Below are 23,597 nucleotides of genomic sequence, written 5' to 3'. Positions count from 1 at the left end.
ACCTGGGTAGCCAGGCCATCGTAGAATTCCGGCTCATGGCAGACCATGAGAATACTGCCCTTGTATTCTTTCAGTGCCCGTTTCAGCTCGTCTTTGGCATCCACATCCAGATGGTTCGTTGGCTCGTCCAGTAACAGAACGTTCGTGGCACGGTTCATGAGCTTGCAGAGTCTTACCTTTGCCTGCTCACCACCGCTGAGTACCTTTACGCGGCTCTCAATATGCTTTGTGGTCAGACCGCATCTGGCCAGGGCGGAACGCACCTCATACTGGGTAAACGCGGGAAATTCCTGCCAGATCTCTTCGATACAGCTGTTGTCACCGGAACCGGACATTTCCTGCTCGAAATAACCGATCTCCAGATAATCCCCCTGCTCCACTTCGCCGGACAGAGGCGGGATCAGTCCCAGAATGCTCTTCAACAGTGTGGTCTTACCGATACCGTTGGCACCGATCAGCGCTACCTTCTCGCCACGTTCCATGGACAGATTCAGGGGCTTGGACAGCGGCTCGTCATAACCGATGATCAGATCCGTTGTCTCGAAAATGATACGACCAGTGGTGCGGCCCTCCTTGAAAGAGAATTCAGGCTTAGGCTTCTCCGCAGCCAGCTCGATGACATCCATCTTATCCAGCTTCTTCTGGCGGGACATGGCCATGTTACGGGTGGATACACGGGCCTTGTTTCTTGCTACGAAATCCTTCAAATCGGCGATCTCCTTCTGCTGACGATTATATGCGGCCTCCAGCTGGGATTTCTTCATGGCATAGACTTCCTGGAACTTGTCGTAATCGCCCACATAGCGGGTCAGCTCCTGATTGTCCATGTGATAGATCAGGTTGATGACACTGTTCAGGAAGGGAATGTCATGGCTGATCAGGATAAATGCGTTCTCATATTCATTCAGATAACGCTTGAGCCATTCGATATGTTCCGCATCCAGATAGTTGGTCGGCTCATCCAGCAGCAGAATATCGGGCTTTTCCAACAGAAGTTTGCCCAACAGAACTTTGGTACGCTGACCACCTGACAACTCTGTCACATCACGGTCCAGGCCGATATCCATCAGTCCCAGAGCTCTTGCCACTTCCTCCACTTTGGCATCGATCATATAGAAATCATGCATAGTCAGCAGATCCTGGATTGTTCCCAGGTCTTCCATGTACTGTTCCAGTTCTTCCGAGGAGGCATCTCCCATTTTGTCACAGATTTCATTCATCTGTGCTTCCATATCGTATAAGAAATCAAAAGCGGAAGCCAGTACCTGACGGATCGTCATACCGGGGGTCAGCACTGTATGCTGGTCCAGATAGCCGACGCGGACATTCTTCGCCCATTCCACTTTGCCCTCATCCGGCATCAGTTTACCGGTGATAATATTCATAAAGGTAGATTTTCCCTCGCCGTTGGCACCGATGAGACCGATATGTTCCCCCTTCAGCAGGCGAAACGATACATCGTTAAAAATAGCACGGTCTCCAAATCCGTGGGTCAGGTGTTCTACGTTTAATATGCTCATATTTCCTCACATTCTGCTGCTTTGCAGCGTCGTTTCCATCAATAGTCCTTTGCAAGTATAGCGTACTGTCCGTAGTTTTGTAAAGAAAGAAAGCAAAAAGGGTGGAAAACAATAAATTTTTGTTGTGAAAAAGAGCACATATGTGCTATGATGTACGCAGTTTTGCGAATGGGGTTCTGAATAGTTACTATTTCCTGATTAAATACAGAAAGAAGGCAGCGTGTGCTTTTACTTCAACAAATGGTGATTTTTTTCCTGATCATGCTGATCGGGTACATCTGCAGAAAAGTCGGAGTATTCGGGGAAAATACCGGCAAGATGATCTCCGGTATCGTCATTAATATCGGCAATCCGGCGCTGATCATTGCCTCCGGCATGAATCCTGAAACATTGGAAAATAAGGCGGCATTGTTGGTTACGCTGGCTGTGGCGCTGATCTTTTTTGCTATCATGTTTGTGATTGCAGAGCTGATTCCGAGACTGCTTCGGGCAGACAGAGAAGATTATGGTTCTTATCAGGTCATGACGATCTTCGCCAATATTGGTTTTATGGGCTATCCTCTGCTGGATGCCATGTACGGCGGTGAAGCAGTGATCCATGCTGCAATTTTTAATCTGCTTTACAGTGTGCTGATCTATACCTATGGCATTAACAGGATGAAGACCTCCGGACAGCGGGAAAAGCTGAACTGGAAGCAGCTGATGAATGTGGGGGTGATCTCCTGCCTCATTGCAGTGACCCTGTATATCAGTAATCTTCCGGTTCCGATGGTCTTCAAAGATACTGCCACCCGGATCGGAGCTGTCACCGGACCATTAAGTATGCTGGTAATCGGTGATTCGCTGGCACAGATCCGGTTAAAGGATCTGTTTACGGATGTGCGGCTGCTGCTCTTTTCTGTTGTGAAGTTGCTGCTTATGCCGGCACTGCTTCTGTGGGGACTGCGTTTTTTCATTACAGACCCCATGTTTCTGGGTGTCTGTCTGGTCATGACGGCCACACCTGTCGGCAGCATGACAGTCATGCTGGCGCAGCAATATGACGGTGATTACCGGCTGACCTCTAAGGGCGTGGCGCTGACCACTGTGCTGTCCGTAGCTACAATGCCGTTTCTGTTCTGGCTGTTGAAAATTTAATGAAACTTTTTCTACCGGATTGTCGTCTGATAGAATAGGGATCCCCAAAAAGGGGATACTGCAACTGAACATGGGAAATATCCCTGCAAAAAGAGGAGAGATTCTATGAAAAAGAAATTAGCATGTATGTTACTTATGGGTGCTCTGGCACTTTCTATGACCGCCTGCGGAGGCAAGGATAATAACGGTGCTGCATCAGACAACCAGCAGTCCACCATGGAGAGCACCGCAGCGGGACAGGAGACCGGCGAGACCGGTAGTACAACCGCTGCACAGAATCCGAAGGACGCTGCGAAAGCGTTACAGAGTGCAAAAAAGGCAGTTACGGATGCACTGGGAGACAATTACTGGCCGGATTCCGAGATACCCGGGGAAATGCTGAACGAGACCTACGGTGTCAGTGCGGAGCTCTATGATGCCTACCTGGGAGAGGCACCCATGATCAGCGTCAATGTAGATACTTTATTGATTATTCATGCAAAAGATGGTAAGGTAGAAGAGGTAGAAAATGCATTGAACGCCTACCGTGACAGTCTGGTGAATGACACGATGCAGTATCCCATGAATCTGGGCAAGATTCAGGCATCCCGAGTGGAACGGATAGGCGATTATGTATGCTTTGTACAGTTGGGTGCGGACACTTCCTCTGTGGAAGAACAGGGCGATGAGGCCGTGATCACTTACTGTCAGGAGCAGAATGAACTTGCCCTGGAGGCTATCAGACAGACTCTGGAGTAAATACGGAGTAGAGTGAATGGTATTCAGCAGTGTATTGTTTCTTTTTCGGTTTTTGCCGATTTTTATGATCTGCTATTTCCTGGTTCCCCGGAAGATGAAGAATCTGGTTCTCTTCCTGGGGAGCCTGGTCTTTTATGCCTGGGGAGAGCCCGTCTATATTTTCCTCATGCTTTTTTCTACCATATCCGATTATGTGTGGGGAAGGCTGATCGAAGAATACAGAGGGAAGGATCACTCCAGGATCTTTTTGCTATGTTCCATTGTCATCAATCTTTTTATCCTTGGATTTTTTAAATATGCCGATTTCCTGATGCAGACGGTGAATACAGTATTTGGAACATCAATTCCGCTGTTAAAGCTTCCGCTGCCCATCGGAATTTCCTTTTATACGTTCCAGACCATGTCTTACGTGATCGATGTGTACCGGGGGGATACAAAAGCGCAGCGTAATATTCTGCAGTTCGGTGTCTATGTGACCATGTTCCCGCAGCTGATCGCCGGGCCCATCTTAAAGTATCATCAGGTGGAGCGGTATCTGCAGGACAGGCGGACCGATCTGGATGCCATCAGTTACGGGGTAAAACGATTCGTGACAGGACTGGCCAAAAAGGTACTGCTGGCCAATAACCTGGGACTTTTGTGGAAACAGGTAACGGAACTGGGAAATGAGCAGATGAGTATTCTGATGGCATGGCTGGGAATCGCAGCGTTTGCACTCCAGATTTACTTTGATTTTTCGGGTTATTCCGACATGGCGATCGGATTGGGGGCAGTCTTGGGCTTCCATTTTCCGGAGAACTTCAATTATCCATACATTGCTGCTTCGGTAAAAGATTTCTGGCACAGATGGCATATTTCTCTGAGTACCTGGTTCAAGGAGTATGTGTATATTCCGCTGGGCGGCAATCGCAAGGGGCTGCCGAGACAGCTGTTTAATATTCTGGTGGTATGGATGCTGACCGGTATCTGGCACGGTGCAGGATGGAATTTCCTGTTCTGGGGGCTGTGGTTTGCATTTTTCCTGATCCTGGAGAAATTATTCTTAGGAGATATTCTGGAAAGTGTGCCCAAGGTGTTCGGCAGGATCTATACGTTGGCGGTAGTACTGATCAGCTGGGTGTTTTTTGCACTGGAAAGTCCCGGAGAGATCCTGGCTTATCTCCAGGCTATGTTCGGAATGAACGGAATAGGGCCGGTGAATTCGCTGGCAATGTTTTTGTGCAATGAGTATCTGGTGCTTCTGGTCATCGCGCTGGTGGCATGTCTTCCGTTGGGCAGCAGACTGGTGCATGCTTTGAAAAGCAGTAAGACAGGCCCCGCCATGGCACTGTACCGGTTGGGAGAAAAGGTGATTCCGGCAGTACTGTTGCTTCTGTCGGTGGCGTATATTGTGGATGCGTCGTATAATCCCTTTTTGTATTTTCGATTCTGACCGGGAAGGAGGAACCGCATATGGATGATAAAAGAAATTCGCTGTTGACCATCGGACTGGTCTGTGCGGTACTTCTGGTTCTGGGAGTGGCAGATCTGTGGAACAGTGACAGAGTATATTCGGAAGCGGAGAACCGGGTGCTGGCTTCCCGCCCTGCCTTTTCCTGGGAGAGTCTTTTTACGGGAGAATACGGGGATGCGTATGAGAAATACATGTCCGACCAGTTCGTAGGACGGGACAAATGGGTAGGACTTAAGACCCGGGCAGATATTCATTTCCGGAAAAAGGAGATCAATGGGGTCTATCTGGGAGCAGACCGGTATCTGATCGGAGTGAACGATCCCGGGGAATACACGGAACAGATGGAGAACTCCCGTGTGGCATCGTTGACAAAACTGGTGAACCACTGGGATGCCAAGGTGATGCTGGTACCGACGGCGGACAACATTCTCACGGATAAGCTGCCGGCATTTGCACCTTATTATGACGAAGAGCGGCTGCTTACGAAGGTAAGGAATTCTATTGGAGAAGAGCATTATATAGATGTGTATCACGCTTTGCAGGAGCATGCACAGGAGCCCATCTATTATCGCACGGATCATCATTGGACCAGTCTGGGGGCATATTACGGTTTTCTGGCCTGGGCGGACAGTGTGGGACGTTTCCCCTACCCGTATGACGTAAACGGCATGAAGACGGTGTCGGAGAATTTTCAGGGAACCCTGCAGTCCCGTATCAATGTGGACTGGACGAAGGATAGCATACAGTATTTCCCGGAGACGGAGAAAAAAGCAGTATCGGTGACGTATGATTTTGCGGACACGGCTGATTCTCTGTATGCACCGGATTATCTGGATACCAAGAACCAGTATGGATTTTTCCTGAATGACAATCATGCATTTATTGAGATTCATACGGGATACAATCCCGGTAAGACGCTGTTTGTCATCAAGGATTCTTATGCCAACAGCCTGATTCCGCTGCTCACGGCCCATTATGAGAATATCTACGTGGTGGATCTGCGGTATTTTAACGGGAAACTGTTCCAACTGATGGAGCAGTATGAACCGGAACAGGGAATGGATGTGCTGGTGTTGTATGATTGTATTCATTTTTTAGAGGATTTTAAGTATTATTAAGGAGGCTTATTATGGCTTATTTGGGCATTCCCCAGAATACCATTGCGGTACTGCAGAAGTACCATTTCAATTTTCAAAAAAAATTCGGACAGAACTTTCTTATAGACACGACGGTTCTGGACCGGATTATTTCTTCTGCGGAGATCACGAAGGAGGACTGCGTGCTTGAGATCGGGCCGGGCATCGGTACCATGACCCAGTATCTTGCGGAGCGCGCGGGCAGCGTGGTGGCCGTGGAGATCGACAAGGCACTGATCCCTATTCTGGAAGAGACATTACAGGATTATGATAACGTCACGGTCATCAATGACGATATCCTGAAAGTGGACATTAACCGGCTGGTGGAAGAGAAAAACGGAGGACGCCCCATCAAGGTGGTGGCAAACCTGCCCTATTACATAACGACACCGATCATCATGGGCTTATTCGAGAGCCGTGTGCCGCTGAAGAGCATCACCATCATGGTGCAGAAGGAAGTGGCGGACCGTATGCAGGTAGGCCCCGGCACGAAGGATTACGGCGCCCTGTCTCTGGCGGTGCAGTATTATGCAAAGCCGGAAATCGTGGCGAATGTACCGCCCAACTGCTTCATCCCGAGACCGAATGTGGGCAGTGCGGTCATCCGCCTGACCCGCTACGAAGAACCGCCGGTACAGGTGAAGGATGAGAAGAAGATGTTCGCCCTGATCCGGGCTTCCTTCAACCAGCGCCGTAAGACCCTGGTGAATGGTCTGGGAAATGCGGGCCTCCCAGGCATCACCAAGGAATCCGCGTCAGCAGCCCTGACACAGATGGGCCTGTCCCCTACCGTAAGAGGTGAGGCATTGACACTGGAGCAGTTCGCAAGACTGAGTGATCTGTTGTAGAGCGACTTATCATGAAGCAGACAAGGAGTATACGTTCAGACAGCTGCAGATTCATAGGTCACTCCGTCTCCGACCGATAATAATTTCGGTATTTTAACGGTGTCATATTCCGGTATTTTTTAAACACCCGTTCAAAATAAGTAATATTTTCATAGCCCAACTGTTCCGCAATGGAAGTGATGCTGTCATCCGTTTCCAGAAGGAGCCGGTGGGCTTTTTTGATGCGGTTGACATTCAGGTAATCGTTGATGGTGAAACTGGTGACTTCTTTGAAAATACGGCTCAGGTAAAATTTGTTGATATAGAACCGCCCAGCGAGATCCTCCAGAGAGATCCGCTCAGTACAATGTTCTACAATATAGTGCGCCACTTCATCGACCTTTTGATACTTCGGGTTCGAATGTCTGGCCGGGGATGAGACAACGGGACCCTCGGGCTGCAAGCGCAGCACGGCAATGAAAAATTCTGCCAGCTTCGTCATGGCGGCCAGAAGATAGCCGGGCTTTTTGTGGATCAGCTCAGAGGCAATGTCCTGCAACAGAGACTGGATATAGGGGCGCATTTCTTCTGGCAGTGTCAGAATACTGCCCTGCTCCGTGAAAAAACTCTGCAGCTGCAATCCTCCGAAAGATGCCAGAAAGGTAGAAAAAGGCTCTTCCATGATTCCTAAAACGATCCGGTCGTGATGTGGTCCGGCGGAAGCCATACCGGTGCGGTGGATCTGCTCCTTGTCAATGAAGACCAGCGTTCCCGGGGTGACCAGATAGGTCTGCTGGTTGATAAAATAATACCGTTCCCCCTCTAAAAGATAATAAATCTCGTATTCTTCGTGAATGTGACGGATATCCATGGAATAATTATAGTCCCGTACAACACGGTCGATGTGGAATCCGTCTACAAGCTCATTATAGAGCCAGTGATCCTGAGGCGTCGAAGCAACAGCATTGTCCGCAACGCCTGATTCCGGTGGAGCCGGTGTCTGAAAATCCCCTGTTTCAAACATAATAGTGATCTCCTTTTTCCTATGCTATATTAGTGCTATATTAGACTGCATTCTGAAAAACAGTATGCGCAGGCTATATTACAAATCTATGGACTTGTATAAAAACAAAAGTCAATATAGTACGAAAATGGAAAAAAATACGCAAATAATAGCAAGATTATTATACAGCCATAGGCTATAATGTGCAATATAGAGAAGGCAGTACGGGCCGATGGAGCAGAGGATCCCAAGGACCGGAAACACATAAGGAGGATACAAAAATGGAGTATGCAGACGGAAAGGTAAAAGATTTACAGATCGCCTATATTGGCGGTGGTTCCAGAGGATGGGCATGGACATTTATGACGGATCTGGCCATGGATGAAGAACTGTCCGGAACCATCCGCCTGTATGATATTGATGCGGAGGCGGCAAAACACAATGAGATCATCGGCAACAGACTTTCTGCAAGAGAGGATGTGGTGGGCAAATGGAACTATACTGTTTCTGACAGCTTACAGTCCGCATTGACCGGTGCGGATTTCATCGTGATCTCTATTCTGCCGGGAACTTTTGATGAGATGGCTGTGGATGTACATATGCCGGAACGACTGGGAATCTATCAGTCTGTAGGAGATACCGCAGGCCCCGGCGGTGCCATGAGAGCACTGCGTACAATTCCCATGTATGTGGAGATCGCACAGGCCATCAGGGCATATGCACCGAAAGCCTGGGTCATTAATTACACCAACCCCATGTCCCTGTGCGTGAAGACTTTGTACTACGTTTTTCCGGAGATCAAAGCTTTTGGATGCTGCCATGAAGTATTCGGTACCCAGAAAGTGTTAAAGGGTATTCTGGAAGAGACCATGGGGCTTAAGGATGTGAAACGTGAGGATATTCAGATCAATGTACTGGGTATCAACCATTTCACCTGGTTTGACTATGCTTCCTATAAGGGAATCGATCTGTTCCCCATTTACCGGAAATATACCGAGGAGCATAAGGAAGACGGCTACAAAGAAGCAGATAAAAACTGGGCGAACTCTACTTTCGAGTGTGCCCATATTGTGAAATTTGATCTGTTCCGCAAATATGGTCTGATCGCAGCAGCAGGCGACAGGCATCTGGTGGAATTCATGCCCGGTGTGGGTGACAGTTACCTGAAAGATCCCGAGACGGTAAAGAGATGGAAATTCGGTCTGACTACCGTAGACTGGAGAAAGAAGGATCTGCAGGAACGTCTGGCAAAGAGCGCGAGACTGGCAGCCGGTGAGGAAGAGATCGAGTTGAAGCCTACCGGGGAGGAAGGTATCCAGCTGATCAAGGCACTCTGCGGACTGACCCGCAAGATCAGCAATGTCAATATTCCCAATACCGGACATCAGATTGCCAATCTGCCGGAAAGTGCGGTTGTAGAGACCAATGCGGTATTCGAGAGAGATGCCATCCGCCCGTTGTATGCCGGAGAGCTTCCGGAGCAGATCAAGGAGCTGGTGGATCCCCATGTGGCAAACCATGAGCGGATTCTGAAAGCAGCTATTCTGTGTGATTTTGATCTGGTGGTGGAAGCATTCCTGGAGGATCCGCAGGTGAAAGGAAGAGCTTCCAGAGAACAGGTGGAAGAGCTGGTAAGGGATATGCTCCGCAGCACGGCAAAATATCTGCCGGAAGGCTGGAAAAAGTATCTGTAAAAATAAAATAGAAAAAAGAACCCGGGAGGTGCTGCAGAAGGATGAGGCGGCACCTCTTTTTGTGTATACGATGAGCCAGGTACAGATTTGTGTTTGCACAAGAATCTGTACCTGGCGAATGTACATCATCGAGCTTTTAAGCGAGATGGTGTGCAAAGTATAAAAATCGAGTAGGAGACAGTCCGCTCGAGGGGTTAATTATTTGAAAAAAGAATATAAGCGGCAGAAGAATTATAAAGTCATTGTGAAAATGCACAAAACTGCGAGAAGTATTTTGAGAACAATATACAAACTTCCAGGGATTTACAGAAAAGCACTTGCAACCAGTTCGTGAATGTGCTATTTTCTAATTACAGCAACGGAAACGTTACCGGGAACAATACCGAAACCGTTTCCGACAACCTGACGGGAGTATAGCAAGAATTATGAAGGGTTCCCGTTCCAACAAAAAAGGAGAGGTAAGATTATGAAGAAGAAACTGGCAAGTGTTTTACTTTGTGCAGTAATGGCAGCTTCCATGCTGACCGGTTGTGGAAATGCTGACAATGCAACAGCAACCACCCCTGCTACCGACAACAAGACGGACGCAGCAGCAACTACCGAGGCGGCAGAGAAGACCGCAGAGAAGACCGCAGAGGCAGCAGGCTCTGTATACTATCTGAACTTCAAACCTGAAGTTGACGAAGTATGGCAGAAGCTGGCTCAGGAATATACCGAGGAGACTGGTGTTCCTGTAAAGGTTGTAACCGCAGCAAGTGGTACTTATGAGCAGACCCTGATGTCTGAGATCGCTAACAAGGAAGCACCTACCCTGTTCCAGATCAACGGACCTATCGGTTATCAGAACTGGAAAGACTACTGTGCAGACTTAAAGGATACAGACCTGTACAGCTGGTTAATGGATAAGAGCCTGGCAATCACCGGCGAAGATGGTGGTGTATACGGAATCCCTTACGTAGTAGAGGGTTACGGTATCATTTACAACGACGCTATCATGCAGAAGTACTTCGCACTGGATGGTGCTAAGGCAGCAAGCATGGATGAGATCAACAACTTCGCCAAGTTAAAAGAGGTTGTAGAAGATATGCAGGCTAAGAAAGATGAACTGGGTATTGAAGGCGTATTCGCTTCTACATCCCTGACTCCCGGTGAAGACTGGAGATGGCAGACTCATCTGGCTAACATCCCTGTATACTACGAGTTCAAGGACAAGGGTATCACCGATACCGATAACCTGGAGTTCACTTACTCCGATAACTTCAAGAACATTTTCGATCTGTACATCAACAATTCCTGCACAGCACCCGGCCTGCTGGGAAGCAAGTCTGTAGACGACTCCATGGCTGAGTTCGCTCTGGGCCAGGCAGCAATGGTACAGAACGGTAACTGGGGATGGAGCCAGATCAATGGCGTAGACGGCAACACCGTTAAGGCTGAAGATGTTAAGTTCCTTCCTATTTATACCGGCGTTGAAGGTGAAGAGAATCAGGGACTGTGCACCGGTACTGAGAACTTCTTCTGCATCAACAAGGAAGCTTCTGCTGAGGATCAGGCAGCATCTATCGCATTCGTTGAGTGGCTGTTCTCTTCTGAGACCGGTAAGGCAGCAGTAACCAACGACCTTGGATTCATCGCTCCTTTCAACACCTTTAGCGATGACGAAAAGCCCACCGATCCTCTGGCACAGGAAGTTCTTCGTTACATGGCAGATACCTCCAAGACATCTGTATCATGGAACTTCACTTCCTTCCCCAGCCAGCAGTTCAAGGATGACTTCGGTGCAGCTCTTCTGGAGTACGCTTCCGGTTCCATCGACTGGGACGCTGTAAAGACAAAAGTAGTTGACGAATGGGCAGCTGAAAAGGCCGCAACCGCAGCTAACTAAGCTCCATCAATAAAAAGACAATAACTTAATCCATCTTATATAACTTCAGACACAGGGGCGGTGGTGGTACCACGGCCCCCGTGTTTGTAAAAAAGGAGACAGGCTTATGCAAAAGACATTAAAAAGATATTTTCCCATTTTTGTACTGCCTACCCTGATCGCGTTTTCCTTTGCTTTTATCATACCGTTTGTCATGGGCGTATATCTGTCCTTTTGCAAATTTAAGACAATTACAAACGCGCAATTTGTAGGCTTAGGTAATTATATTAAAATTTTTGCGGACAAAGATTTTGTCAACGCATTTGGATTTACTCTAAAATTCTCCGTAGTGTCCATTGTTACTATTAATGTGTTTGCGTTCATTCTGGCACTGGCACTGACGAGAAAGATCAAAGGAACCAACCTGTTCCGTACCGTATTCTTCATGCCGAACCTGATCGGTGGTATCATCCTGGGTTATATCTGGCAGCAGATGATCAATGCGGTATTGTTGAAATATGAGACCACACTGGTAGCTAATCCTACCTATGGTTTCTGGGGATTGGTTATCCTGATGAACTGGCAGATGATCGGTTATATGATGATCATTTATGTAGCAGGACTGCAGAATGTACCTACAGACCTGATCGAAGCAGCACAGATTGACGGAGCTACTTCGTTACAGACTTTATTCAAAGTGAAAATTCCGATGGTTATGCCATCTATTACTATATGTTTGTTCCTTACTGTATCCAACAGTTTCAAGCTCTTTGACCAGAACCTGGCGCTGACTGCCGGTGCTCCCAGCAAAAAGACCGCAATGCTGGCTCTGGATATTTACAATACTTTCTACGGCAGAAACGGTTACGAAGGTGTCGGTCAGGCAAAAGCAGTACTGTTCTTCATCGTTGTGGCAGTCATAGCCCTGGGACAGCTGGTACTTACCAGACGTAAGGAGGTAGAACAATAATGACTAAGAAAAAAACTTCCAATGTGATCATATTTTGTATCCTGTGTCTGCTGGTAGTTGCATTTTTGACACCTATTTTCTTCGTGCTGATCAACTCCTTTAAGGGAAAACTGTTCATCAGCAACAATCCGTTTGCACTGCCTACCGCAGAGACCTTTGTGGGATTGACCAACTATGTGAACGGTATTGAAAAAACCGGTTTTTTCACAGCTTTCGGGTGGTCTGCATTTATCACTGTATTTTCCGTGGCAGCGATCATTCTGTTCACTTCCATGACTGCGTACTATCTGACCAGAGTGAAAACCGGCGTGGCCAACGTGCTGTATTACATGTTCGTATTTTCCATGATCGTGCCTTTCCAGATGGTAATGTTCACTATGTCTAAGCTGGCTAATATGACCCACCTGAACAACCCTCCCGGAATGGTGCTGCTGTATCTGGGATTTGGTTCCGGCCTGTCCGTGTTCATGTTCTGTGGATTCATCAAATCGATTCCACTGGACATCGAAGAGGCAGCCATGATCGACGGATGTAACCCTTTGCAGACCTTCTTTGGTGTCGTAATGCCGATCTTAAAGCCTACTGCCATCACCGTAGCCATCCTGAATGCCATGTGGATCTGGAACGACTATCTGCTGCCTTATCTGGTGATCGGCCTGAGTACTAATTACAAGACCATACCGGTTGTAGTACAATACCTGGTAGGTTCTTACGGTGCAAAGGATCTGGGTGCCATGATGGCACTGCTGGTACTGTCCGTAATCCCTATTATCGTCTTCTATCTGACCTGTCAGAAGTACATTATCGAGGGCGTGGTAGCCGGTGCGGTTAAGGGCTAAAAAATAGAAAGATATGGTTATTAATATGAGAAAAAGCGGAATATTACTGCCGGTGAGCAGCCTGCCGTCCCGCTACGGAATCGGCTGCTTTTCCAAGGAAGCATATAAATTTATTGACAGATTAAAAGAAGCCGGTCAGGCCTACTGGCAGATCCTGCCATTAGGACCCACCAGCTATGGAGATTCTCCGTACCAGTCTTTTTCCACTTTTGCGGGTAATCCCTACTTTATTGATCCCGAGGATCTGGTGGCGAGAGGCTATGTGACCGCAGAGCAGTGCAATACCTATGACTTCGGCACGGATATCCATTCCGTGGATTACGGCAAAATCTATAAGAGCCGTTTCCGCCTGTTGAAGGAAGCGTTTGATAACAGTCATATTGAAGAAGATGCGAGATTCCAGGAGTTTGTACAGAAGAATGCATACTGGCTGGAGGATTATGCACTTTATATGGCCATCAAGGATGGTTTCCGCGGCATCTGCTGGGCAGCCTGGGAAGAGGATATCAAGCTAAGAACCCCGGCTGCCATGGACAAATATCGCAGAAAATATGCGAAAGAGATTATGTTTTACCAGTTCCAGCAGTATCTGTTCCAGGTACAGTGGGAGAAACTAAAGACCTATGCCAACGATAACGGCATCAAGATTATTGGGGATATTCCCATTTATGTGGCATTTGACAGCTCAGATGCCTGGGCGAATCCGGAGCTGTTCCAGTTCGATGAGAATTGTGAGCCGGTAGCAGTGGCGGGATGCCCTCCCGATGCGTTTTCCGTCACCGGACAGCTGTGGGGCAATCCTCTGTATAACTGGGAACATCACAAGGAGACCGGTTATGCCTGGTGGATGCAGCGGCTGGCAGCCTGCTTTGAACGCTATGATGTGGTACGTATCGATCATTTTCGTGGATTCGATGCTTATTATGCGATTCCCTATGGGGAACCCACTGCGGAGCACGGCCACTGGGAACATGGCCCGGGATATGATATTTTCCGTTCCATGAAGGAAAAATTGGGAGAAAAAGAAGTTATTGCAGAAGATCTTGGCTTTTTAACACCATCTGTGATAGAATTAGTGAAGAAATCCGGTTATCCAGGTATGAAAATTTTGCAGTTTGCATTTGATTCCCGTGAGGAAAGTGATTATCTGCCGCATAATTATACACATAATTGCGTGGTATATACGGGAACTCATGATAATGATACTGTGATGGGGTGGTATGACACCTTGAAGGGAGCTGACAAAAAGCTCTGTGACGACTATCTGCGTCTGAAAAATGCGGACGGAGAGCCGATTCCCAGAGAGCAGCTTCCCTGGGAATTTGTGCGTGCCGCAATGTCCAGCGTAGCGGATCTGGCGATCATTCCCATGCAGGATTATCTTGGACTGGGATCGGAGGCCCGCATCAACATTCCTTCCACACTGGGCATCAACTGGAAGTGGAGAATGGGGAACGGAGATTTTACAAAGGAGCTTGCAGGACGGATCCGCAGTATGACGAAGCTGTACGGCAGATAGGTCCGTAGGCTTGGAAAGGTTTGTGCTCCATGGAGGAAATCACGATCAAAGACATCGCAAGAATCTGCGGTGTCGGTGTCAGCACGGTATCCCGTGCCATAAATAACCACCCGGACATCAATCCTGAGACCAAGGAAATGATCATGCGGGTGATCAAAGAGAATAACTACGTACCCAACAACAGTGCCAGAAACCTGAAACGTCAGGATGCCAAGGCAATTGCAGTACTGGTCAAAGGTATTAACAACTCTTTCTTCAGCCAGATGATCAAGGTATTGGAAGAAGAGATCAAGGAAAAATCTTACGCCATGGTATTGCAGCATGTAGACTATGACGAGGACGAAGTGGAAGTGGCACTGAAGCTGGTCAAGGAAAAAAGACTTCGCGGCATTATCTTCCTCGGCGGTTATCTGGTGCACAGTGAGGAAAAGCTGGCACAGCTTCATGTGCCGTTTATCTTAAGTACCACGGGAATGCTGCCCAAGGGCTTCAGCCGCAACACCTATTCCTCCGTAGCGGTGGATGATACCAAGGAAAGCTACAAGATGGTGGACTATCTGTGCAAGAACGGACATAAGGATATTGCAATCCTCTGTGCCCGCAAAACGGATGCTTCCATCGGTAAGCTGCGTCTGGAGGGCTATAAAAAGGCGTTGAAGGATAACGGAATAGAAGTAAGAGAAGAACTGATCCTGCCTATGAGGAGTGATTTGGAAGATTACTCCCTGGAGAATGGCTATATGGTGACGAAGGAATTCCTGGAGAAGCAGATTCCGTGCACGGCGATCTTCGCAATCTCCGATATGCTGGCAATCGGTGCAGGAAAAGCATTGTCTGATGCCGGATATAAGGTACCGGAAGATATTTCCCTGACAGGCTTTGATGGTGTGGAAATCGGGAAATATGTTATCCCGTCCTTGACGACTTTAAAGCAGCCGGTGGACAGCATGGCGCGAGAGACGGCCCGGATCCTGTTCGACATCATCGGGAAAAAGGCGAAGCACCAGCACTGTGTGTTCGACGGAGAACTGGTGGTGCGGGATTCCACTATGCCGAGGACTTAAACTATGCAGATACATGGTTTTAACAAGACAACTTTATTAGACTATCCGGAACATATTGCAGCCACTGTTTTTACAGGGGGCTGCAATTTTCGCTGTCCGTTTTGTCACAACGGGGAACTGGTGCTGGATCCCGGCTGCCAGCCGCTCATTCCGGAGGAAGAAGTACTCTCTTACCTGAAAAAAAGGCAGGGGATTCTCCAGGGGGTCTGCGTCACCGGCGGAGAGCCGACTCTGCAAAAGGATCTGAAGGATTTTTTACGCAAGATCAAGGAACTCGGATATCCGATCAAGCTGGATACCAATGGCTATATGCCGGGAGTATTGTGGGATCTGATGCAGGAGCATCTGATTGATTATGTGGCGATGGATATCAAGGCGTCCAGAGATAATTATGCCCGGGCGGCGGGACTGCCGCATATAGATATCTCCCGCATCGAGGAGAGTATCGGCATCCTGAAAAGCAGTGGCATCCCCTATGAATTCCGCACTACCGTGGTAAAGGGAATTCATACCGTGGCGGAATTTGAGAAAATCGGTAAATGGATTGCGGGATGCCCTGCGTATTATCTTCAGAATTACGAAGAGAATGAAAACTGCCTGTACCGGATGATACAGACAGTGGAATGTGACGATGTGAAACCGGGCGGAGTAGATCCGTTCGGCGCATTTTCCAGAGAGGAACTGGAACAGATGGAGGAACTGGTCCGGAAATATGTGGGGAAAGTTATCCTGCGGGGCGTGGAATAGACGCTGCGTCCCGCAGTTACATAAGCTGTTGTATTTTTACAAACTCATCAAAGCGAGGTAAGGCCAGCGTGACTTTCCCGTATTCTTTGGAAATAATGACACCTTTTCTCTTTAAACGCTCACGATAGACAGAGAAAAGTTCAGATTTCATATCTAATCGCTCACGGAGAGCTTTTACCTGAGTCTCTCCGCTGAGAGACATTTCAGTTACGATTTTTTTATCCAGATCGGATAATTCCGACCATATTTTACTGTATACATATTCATCCAGATATTGGTCATATTCCGGCAAAATCTGTTCCAAAGTCTTTTTATTGCGATTTTCCCAGTAGAGATAACCAAGTACCTGAAAGGCAAAAGGATAGCCTTTGGTCAGTGAAGCCAGTTCTCCGGCAGCATCTATATCCAGAGAAAAGATATCCATATATTGTTTGCGGATAGCGGTATAATTGAGTGGCTCCAGGATTAATTTGGGTGCACGGTATAAAAAGGTCAGTACTTTATCATTTTGAAGATTATAAATATTTTCATATAATCCCGTCATCAGTAAAAAGATGGGATAGTCGTTTCGTAAAAAAATCTGAAAGGAGCTTGCAAAGATTCGGATATATTCGGAATTCGTCACTTCGTCAACGCTGATCAGCAACCTTTTTTCACTTTTCTGGATATATTTCAACATGAGTTCCAGAGCGTTTTCGATATCCGTGACCGGAGCAGCGTTTTCAATGGATACTCCCAGACCAAAAGCAGAAAAGTCAAGTTTTGCATTAATGAACAGCGTGTGTAATTCGGGAATGCTGTAGATTTTTGCAGCAAGACTTTGCAGTAAATCTCTGGTAGGATTCAGTTCCACAACGATCCAGTCTTCTCTTTTTCGTAATTCCGAAGCAATATTTGTCATCATTACAGTCTTGCCAGAGCCACGGACACCGGTGATCATGTAGATCTGATTGGATGGAATCTCGGCACAAAAGCTTTCCAGAATTTGGTTTGTTTCCGTGAGACGGGAGATATATTGCAACGGTTTTTTTCCAAAAGATACCGTAAACGGATTGGTACTCATAATGAAAACCTCCTTTTCTTATATTAGTTTATATAACTTTTAAAATCTTATATAACTTTATATAAGTGTATATAACTTTGTAATTATTATATAAGTTTATATAACTTTTGGCAAGAGATATTGCGGCTATGGGAAATGAATGCAGAAGGAAAATGTAAACGCTTACTCTTCCTAAATAGACATTTCATGAGAAAATGTGCATATTTTATAAAAAATAAATGTTGCGCAAAAATAATAGCTAAAATTTGCTCAAAAAATATAGGAATAACTTACAAAAATATTCAAAATACACAAAAACAGTTTACTAATGTGAAGTGATAGTGCTAATATACAGTACATAGTGTTGTAAGAGCTTACAAATGTAATCGTTTACAACAAAGCGCAAGAACAGAAAACAGTGCAAAAAATTACGGAGATTAGAGCGCTACCGTAAAAAAATGGGAGGATTGTATGAGTCGATGTAAGAGAAAAAGATTTCTGGCATTTATGTTGACCGTGGCTATGTTGCTGGGTGTCATGCCGGTGGATCTGCTGGGCGGTATTGCCAGTGTGAAGGCTGCGGAGACGGTCCATGAGGTGAACTTTACAAAGCTACCTGTAGAAGGAAAAAAAGATACGGATCCATTTACAAATGATATGATGGCAGACAGCTATTATGCACTTGTTGGAAGTGCAATGTGTAGATTAAACAGTGAAGCAACAAAAGTAAAAGCTGTTGAACTGTCAAATAAGGAAGGAAAATCTGCCATAAATTTTACGGTTAGTGGAACGGCAACCTTGGAAGTGAAATTTAGTAGTACTGGTGGTGGAAAAACCTCGAAACTGGCATTAAAAAAAGATGGAACACAGATAGCAGATTCTGTGAAGGAAGCTACAGGAACAACTGGTGAAACAGTAACTTACTCGAACCTTGCTACAGGTACTTACTCAATCATTAGTGCAGAAGGATTTACGGAGAGAAGCGTTCGAATCATAAGTATTAAGGTAACAGAGACATCGCAGGATGTTCCCGCAGGTGCAACCGTTTCTGGTAACATTGCAGTTGTAGATAACACGAACGGATTGGTGCAGGAAGGCCAAAAGGTTAGCCTGACCGCAGCAGAGAACAAAGATACAGTAGAGTTAGCTGTAGGAGTTGAAAATGAGGATATTACCTTGAGTGCCGGAACTAAGTACAACATCGTTGCTCCGAACGAGAATGTCCGCGCTGTTGCAGAAGACGGTAAGACCACCATTACCACCGGTACGGAAGCTTTTAGCACTACCATTACCTTAGGTAAGGCAAAAGTAGAAGCACTGGTAAAACTGGCAGAAGGTTCTGAACTGGAGAATGGTGCGACTTTAACATTGATCAATACAGCAGATGCTGGTGATACTGTTCAGCTGACACCTAATGGAACAGTACCCCTTAAGGTAGGTGCAACCTACGAGATTTCTACGAGTATGGCATTAGCTGATGCGAAAGTAAATGGTGAAAAAACGGTTACTGTTACAGAAGAAACTACAGAGCTGATCATTTCTATAGAATCCACACAGGTAGCGACAACGATCACTGTGAAAGATGCAGATGGTCTGCTGGGTGATGGAGCGGTGACATTGACCAATATGAAAGATACTGCCGACGTACATAGCTTTAAGAGTGGAGAAGCAGTATCTCTGACGATTGGAGAGGTATATAAAGTAAGCTGCGCAGTAAACAACGCAATTATTAAGATCAATAACAGTACAATATACAAAGCGTCAAGAGAAACTACAAATGCAAATGTGGTTATAAGTGCAAAAGATGCAGATTTGCATGAACTGGATCTGAGCGGTGGACTGTTAAAAGGACAGACTTATGAAGGCGGTATTTCTGTTCTGGCAGATATGCCTTATACATCGAATACGTTAGAGGCATGTGGTGTTTTATATGAGGGAACCGTACAGACCCCGAAAGAGAATCCTTCACCAAATAATGGAGCAATCCCTACTACAGGTGCTGCGGTGAAACTGGTTGCAGAAAAGGCGGGTAAGCTGAAGGTTACAGTATCCCTTGTAAGCAAAGTTTACTATTTCCTGGAAGAGACTGCAAACGGTCCCAAGGAAGTATTGAAATTTGATAATACAACAAATACACAAACTGGTGGAAAGGTTCTGATTCTTCCGGTAGAAGCAGGAAAAACTTATTATTTATATACACACGGATCCAAAATCAAGATGTATGGAATTACCGTAGATTACAGAACGTCTCTGGATTGGAACAAAATCGAGACTCCCGTACTTGGAACTCCTTCTGTAAAGGGAGGAACAATTTCTGTTCCTTACACTGCACAGGTAGGTGGAATTTATGCAGAGACCTTGGATGTGACTATGTACGATGCAAATGGTAAGGCGGTAAATAAACAGTCTATAACTGCCGAAGGAGAATCCGGAGTAGCAGAATTCACACCGGCAGCATCCGGTACTTACAGCTTTAAAGCAGAGTTGATCCGTACCGGCGAAGCTTCTAAGGTAAGTAATACGACAACCAGCGTTAACTTTGTCCTTCCTATGGCAACTCCCGCAGGCTTAAACGCCGAGAACAAAGGCCATGGCAACGTGAAGCTGACCTGGCAGGCTGTTCCGGAAGCGGAGAACTACACAGTATATGTGGATGGCAAGGTATATGCAGAGGGTGTGACAAAGTTATTACAGAAAATTTCAGGACTGACCGTAGGACAGGAATATACTTTCGGAGTTGCGGCAGTCAGAGGAAATGATATTTCCAAACCGGCAGAGGTGAAATTAACGATAACAGAAGATGCAGTAAAGACCTGGAATTATTCCGCATTCGGTTCCAGCGTAGATACGATGTCAGAAGGCGGCAAGAACAATGGTTTCAGCGGAAGTTATGATACCCAGGATCTGAAAGTATGGAGTATGAACAGCAAGGGTAAGCTGGTACCGAACTCCACCGATGGTGTGGCATTCTACTATACCACCATTGATCCTGAGACAGAGAACTTTACACTGTCCGCAGATGTAACCGTAGATAGTTGGAAGTTTACCAATGGTCAGGAAGGCTTCGGCCTGATGGTAGCAGACCGTGTGGGAGAGAACGGTTCCGGTAATTCTTTCTGGAACAACTCTTATATGGTAAGTGCGACCAAGGTGGAATATTTCTGGGATGCAGAGGCCGGTCAGGTATCTGATGCCGGAGATAAGTACACCATGAAGCTGGGTGTCGGATCTCAGGAGAAAATCGGTGTAACACCGGAGAATCTTGCGGCAGACACTGTAGTAGATGATTTCCAGACGGCCATGAGAACACTTGAGACCAGTGCCGTAGCAAGTGGGCAGGGTGCCGGAACTTATAATATGGTAGGCGGATATGAGGCAGCATTAAAGGATATCACAGATGTCAATCCACAGACAACCTTCCATATGACGATCCAGAGAAACAATACCGGATATTTCTTAAGCTATACCAATGCAGCTACCGGAGAGACCGTGACCAACAAATATTACCACGGTGACAACGGTGATGAACTGACCAGACTGGATGAAAACAATATTTATGTAGGCTTCTATGCTTCCAGAAGTGCTAAGGTAAGCTTCAGCAATATGAGCCTGACCACAGTGGCTCCGGAAAACGATGCACCTGCAGAAGCAAGACCGATTACTTATGTAACCCCGAACTTCAGCATTGAGTCTGCCAAGGTTGCCAACAATGCAAACTATGAGATGGTATACTACGGCAATGCCGATGGCGTTCTGAGTATTACGAACAGCAAGGGGGAGGCAGTGGTATCCGGACAGCATGTGGATGCCAAGACCAAGTTCCGTGTCAATACGGTTCTGGAGCAGGGCAGCAATACTTTTGCAGTGGAGTTCACACCGGATGCAGATTACAAGCCTGCAAAGTATTCTCTTTTAAGCAGTTATGATACTGTGAAATTTGATTTCAACGTAACCTATAATGTAAAAGACAGAAGTTATATTTATGTAAGTCCCGACGGCAGAAGCTATGGAAGCGGTGCAAAGGATGATCCTGTAGATATTTATACCGCAGTGAAGAGTGCTGCTCCCGGACGGACGATCCTGTTAAAGGGCGGAACTTATGCACTGGACAAGACAGTCATTGTAGAAAGAGGCGTTAACGGAACCGCAGATGCGAAGATTTACATGATCGCAGATCCGGAAGCTGCCACACGCCCGGTACTGGATTTCCAGGGAAGATGTGCGGGTATGATCCTGGCAGGCAATTATTGGTATTTCCAGGGATTTGATGTTACGAGATCCGCAAATGCGCAGAAGGGTATTCAGGTATCCGGAAGCTACAACACTGTGGACAACGTAGTGACCTACAAAAATGGTAATACCGGTCTTCAGATCAGCAGATATAAGAGCACAGATAACTGGGAAGACTGGCCGTCCCACAACCTGATCCTGAACTGCACTTCTTATCTGAATGCAGATGCGGGATATGAGGATGCGGATGGATTTGCGGCAAAACTGACGGTAGCAGACGGCAACGTATTTGACGGATGTATCGCAGCTTACAATGCCGATGACGGATGGGATCTGTTCGCAAAGGTAGAGACCGGTGCCATCGGACAGGTAACGATTCAGAACAGTGTGGCATTTAAGAACGGTTATGTACTGGATGAGAATGGACAGGAAGTAGATGCGGGTAACGGTAACGGCTTCAAGATGGGTGGTTCCAGCATCAGTGGACAGCATATCCTGCGCAACAGCGTATCCTTCAGCAATAAGGCAAAGGGTATTGATTCCAACAGCTGTCCGGATATTGAGGCATATTCTTCTACCAGTTATAACAATGAGTCCTTTAACGTGGCATTCTATACAAATGACGCAAAGAATACTGCATTTATAGCAAAAGGAATCCTGTCCTTTAAGGATAGCAGCAATGCAGCAGGGCAGACGGTTGCAGAACAGTTCAAACCGAAAGGAACTCAGGAGACCAGTGCCTACGAAAATGCAATGAACTATTATTGGAGAGGCGAAAACTCTACCAACAGTGAAGGAATAGCAGCTACAGCAGAATGGTTCCAGAACATGGATATGAACAGTGCAATCCACGGAGGCATTCGCAGAAATACGGACGGTACCATCAATATGAACGGTTTCCTGGCAGTGACTTCCGCAGTACCAGCAGGTGTTGGAGCCAGAATGACCGGAACCCCTTCTGCTGTATTTACGGTAGCGGCAGATGTGGTGAACAACGATGATGACGATGATGATGACAACAACAGCGGTTCCTCTGCAGCACCTGCAGTAGACTGGACGGATGTAAGCAACTCTGTACAGGATAAGGTGGCAGAGATGATGAAAAATCCTGCTATTGCAAGTGTCAACATGAACTTTGTATGCAGCGGTGAAGTCAAGGTGCCTCAGAATGTACTGAATACCATTAAAGGTACGAAGCTGACGGTGGCATTCCACAGCGGAAACGGTGTGGCACTGAGCATCAGTGGACAGGATCTGAAGAATAAAGATCTGTCAAAGATTCAGAATATTGATCTGACAGTAGACCAGACGAGCAACACAATCCCGGCAAATGTGGTATCCGCAAAGTCCGGAACCGTGAACAGACAGCTGGGTATCAGAGATACCGGCAGCTTCGGAGTGAATGTCAACATTCATGTAAATGTAGGCAAGGACAATTCCGGCAAGAGTGCAAACCTGTATCGCTATAATACAGAGAAGGGACGCCTGGAGTATTGCGGATCCTTTACCGTAACTTCCACCGGACAGTCCATGTTCGCATTGAAGCGCGGCGGCAATTATCTGGTAACTGTTACTGACCGCAGACCTTCCGAGAGCATCTGGTATACAGAGGGCGGTTATACGGTAAAGAGTGGTGATACGCTTTCCAGGATCGCTAAGAGAAATCACATGACTCTGGCACAGTTGCTTCGCAGAAATGTACAGATTACAAACCAGAATGTGATCAGAGTTGGTCAGAAACTGAATCTGGACTGATCGTAAAAACTGTAAGAGATAGAGAAAAAGGATAAGACGGGAAACTGAAAAACGAGAAA

16 protein-coding genes are annotated in these 23,597 nt (G+C 46.7%); 13 read left to right on the top strand and 3 right to left on the bottom strand.

Features of this window, described 5'->3' with window-relative positions:
* Positions 1–1,520: ABC-F family ATP-binding cassette domain-containing protein (locus OCV96_RS11955; protein WP_262594624.1), on the bottom strand; the 1,520-nt coding region annotated here is incomplete at its 3' end.
* A gap of 222 nt (positions 1,521–1,742) precedes the next feature.
* Between OCV96_RS11955 and OCV96_RS11950 the strand changes: the two genes are divergently transcribed.
* The 5 genes from OCV96_RS11950 (at position 1,743) to rsmA (ending at position 6,832) form a co-directional block, all read left to right on the top strand.
* Complete coding sequence (locus OCV96_RS11950) at positions 1,743–2,657, top strand: AEC family transporter (protein ID WP_117466394.1); 915 nt, start codon at positions 1,743–1,745, stop codon at positions 2,655–2,657.
* Between the two features lie 105 nt (positions 2,658–2,762).
* Positions 2,763–3,395, top strand: a complete 633-nt coding sequence (locus tag OCV96_RS11945) for a DUF4358 domain-containing protein (protein WP_227733676.1) — start codon at positions 2,763–2,765, stop codon at positions 3,393–3,395.
* 16 nt (positions 3,396–3,411) lie between these two features.
* On the top strand, positions 3,412–4,827 hold the full coding sequence (locus OCV96_RS11940; protein WP_227733675.1) for an MBOAT family O-acyltransferase: 1,416 nt from the start codon (positions 3,412–3,414) through the stop codon (positions 4,825–4,827).
* A 20-nt stretch (positions 4,828–4,847) separates the two neighbouring features.
* Complete coding sequence (locus OCV96_RS11935) at positions 4,848–5,966, top strand: DHHW family protein (RefSeq protein WP_227733674.1); 1,119 nt, start codon at positions 4,848–4,850, stop codon at positions 5,964–5,966.
* Between the two features lie 11 nt (positions 5,967–5,977).
* Positions 5,978–6,832 (top strand): 16S rRNA (adenine(1518)-N(6)/adenine(1519)-N(6))-dimethyltransferase RsmA, encoded by an 855-nt coding sequence (rsmA, locus tag OCV96_RS11930; RefSeq protein ID WP_227733673.1) that lies wholly within the window; start codon positions 5,978–5,980, stop codon positions 6,830–6,832.
* Between the two features lie 58 nt (positions 6,833–6,890).
* Here the strand turns inward: rsmA and OCV96_RS11925 are convergent, their stop codons facing one another.
* Positions 6,891–7,835 (bottom strand): helix-turn-helix transcriptional regulator, encoded by a 945-nt coding sequence (locus OCV96_RS11925; RefSeq protein WP_118539375.1) that lies wholly within the window; start codon positions 7,833–7,835, stop codon positions 6,891–6,893.
* 260 nt (positions 7,836–8,095) lie between these two features.
* Here OCV96_RS11925 and OCV96_RS11920 point away from each other — a divergent pair, with 260 nt between their 5' ends.
* The 7 genes from OCV96_RS11920 to OCV96_RS11890 all read left to right on the top strand — a co-directional run bounded on the left by OCV96_RS11920 (position 8,096) and on the right by OCV96_RS11890 (position 16,511).
* Positions 8,096–9,508: a family 4 glycosyl hydrolase gene (locus OCV96_RS11920; RefSeq protein WP_118539377.1), complete on the top strand. Its 1,413-nt coding sequence runs from the start codon at positions 8,096–8,098 to the stop codon at positions 9,506–9,508.
* Between the two features lie 466 nt (positions 9,509–9,974).
* Positions 9,975–11,393 carry an ABC transporter substrate-binding protein gene (locus OCV96_RS11915; protein ID WP_118539379.1) on the top strand — a complete coding sequence of 473 codons (1,419 nt, stop codon included), beginning with the start codon at positions 9,975–9,977 and terminating at the stop codon, positions 11,391–11,393.
* 106 nt (positions 11,394–11,499) lie between these two features.
* Positions 11,500–12,342, top strand: a complete 843-nt coding sequence (locus tag OCV96_RS11910) for a carbohydrate ABC transporter permease (protein WP_262594623.1) — start codon at positions 11,500–11,502, stop codon at positions 12,340–12,342.
* Positions 12,342–13,181: a carbohydrate ABC transporter permease gene (locus tag OCV96_RS11905; RefSeq protein WP_262594622.1), complete on the top strand. Its 840-nt coding sequence runs from the start codon at positions 12,342–12,344 to the stop codon at positions 13,179–13,181. Before OCV96_RS11910 ends, OCV96_RS11905 begins: the two co-directional genes overlap by 1 nt.
* Positions 13,182–13,206: 25 nt before the next feature.
* On the top strand, positions 13,207–14,700 hold the full coding sequence (gene malQ, locus OCV96_RS11900) for a 4-alpha-glucanotransferase (protein WP_118668831.1): 1,494 nt from the start codon (positions 13,207–13,209) through the stop codon (positions 14,698–14,700).
* A gap of 29 nt (positions 14,701–14,729) precedes the next feature.
* Positions 14,730–15,764 (top strand): LacI family DNA-binding transcriptional regulator, encoded by a 1,035-nt coding sequence (locus OCV96_RS11895; protein ID WP_262594621.1) that lies wholly within the window; start codon positions 14,730–14,732, stop codon positions 15,762–15,764.
* 3 nt (positions 15,765–15,767) lie between these two features.
* Positions 15,768–16,511, top strand: coding sequence for an anaerobic ribonucleoside-triphosphate reductase activating protein (locus OCV96_RS11890; protein WP_262594620.1), 744 nt, complete (start codon positions 15,768–15,770; stop codon positions 16,509–16,511).
* A 16-nt stretch (positions 16,512–16,527) separates the two neighbouring features.
* Here the strand turns inward: OCV96_RS11890 and OCV96_RS11885 are convergent, their stop codons facing one another.
* Complete coding sequence (locus OCV96_RS11885) at positions 16,528–17,574, bottom strand: ATP-binding protein (RefSeq protein ID WP_262594619.1); 1,047 nt, start codon at positions 17,572–17,574, stop codon at positions 16,528–16,530.
* A 450-nt stretch (positions 17,575–18,024) separates the two neighbouring features.
* Here OCV96_RS11885 and OCV96_RS11880 point away from each other — a divergent pair, with 450 nt between their 5' ends.
* A complete protein-coding gene (locus tag OCV96_RS11880) occupies positions 18,025–23,538 on the top strand; it encodes a LysM peptidoglycan-binding domain-containing protein (protein WP_262594618.1) in 5,514 nt (1,837 codons plus the stop codon).
* Positions 23,539–23,597: the final 59 nt, after the last annotated feature.

Source organism: Waltera acetigignens, from assembly GCF_025567015.1.
Classification (GTDB): domain Bacteria; phylum Bacillota; class Clostridia; order Lachnospirales; family Lachnospiraceae; genus Acetatifactor; species Acetatifactor acetigignens.
Note: the sequence above shows the minus strand (reverse complement) of the source record. Positions and strands in the feature narration are given on the sequence as shown.

Coding starts and splice junctions, on each gene's coding strand:
- malQ (WP_118668831.1), top strand. CDS start 13,207: ATGAGAAAAAGCGGAATATTACTGCCGGTGAGCAGCCTGCCGTCCCGC.
- OCV96_RS11895 (WP_262594621.1), top strand. CDS start 14,730: ATGGAGGAAATCACGATCAAAGACATCGCAAGAATCTGCGGTGTCGGT.
- OCV96_RS11945 (WP_227733676.1), top strand. CDS start 2,763: ATGAAAAAGAAATTAGCATGTATGTTACTTATGGGTGCTCTGGCACTT.
- OCV96_RS11910 (WP_262594623.1), top strand. CDS start 11,500: ATGCAAAAGACATTAAAAAGATATTTTCCCATTTTTGTACTGCCTACC.
- OCV96_RS11920 (WP_118539377.1), top strand. CDS start 8,096: ATGGAGTATGCAGACGGAAAGGTAAAAGATTTACAGATCGCCTATATT.
- OCV96_RS11915 (WP_118539379.1), top strand. CDS start 9,975: ATGAAGAAGAAACTGGCAAGTGTTTTACTTTGTGCAGTAATGGCAGCT.
- OCV96_RS11890 (WP_262594620.1), top strand. CDS start 15,768: ATGCAGATACATGGTTTTAACAAGACAACTTTATTAGACTATCCGGAA.
- OCV96_RS11880 (WP_262594618.1), top strand. CDS start 18,025: ATGAGTCGATGTAAGAGAAAAAGATTTCTGGCATTTATGTTGACCGTG.
- rsmA (WP_227733673.1), top strand. CDS start 5,978: ATGGCTTATTTGGGCATTCCCCAGAATACCATTGCGGTACTGCAGAAG.
- OCV96_RS11905 (WP_262594622.1), top strand. CDS start 12,342: ATGACTAAGAAAAAAACTTCCAATGTGATCATATTTTGTATCCTGTGT.
- OCV96_RS11935 (WP_227733674.1), top strand. CDS start 4,848: ATGGATGATAAAAGAAATTCGCTGTTGACCATCGGACTGGTCTGTGCG.
- OCV96_RS11925 (WP_118539375.1), bottom strand. CDS start 7,835: ATGTTTGAAACAGGGGATTTTCAGACACCGGCTCCACCGGAATCAGGC.
- OCV96_RS11885 (WP_262594619.1), bottom strand. CDS start 17,574: ATGAGTACCAATCCGTTTACGGTATCTTTTGGAAAAAAACCGTTGCAA.
- OCV96_RS11940 (WP_227733675.1), top strand. CDS start 3,412: ATGGTATTCAGCAGTGTATTGTTTCTTTTTCGGTTTTTGCCGATTTTT.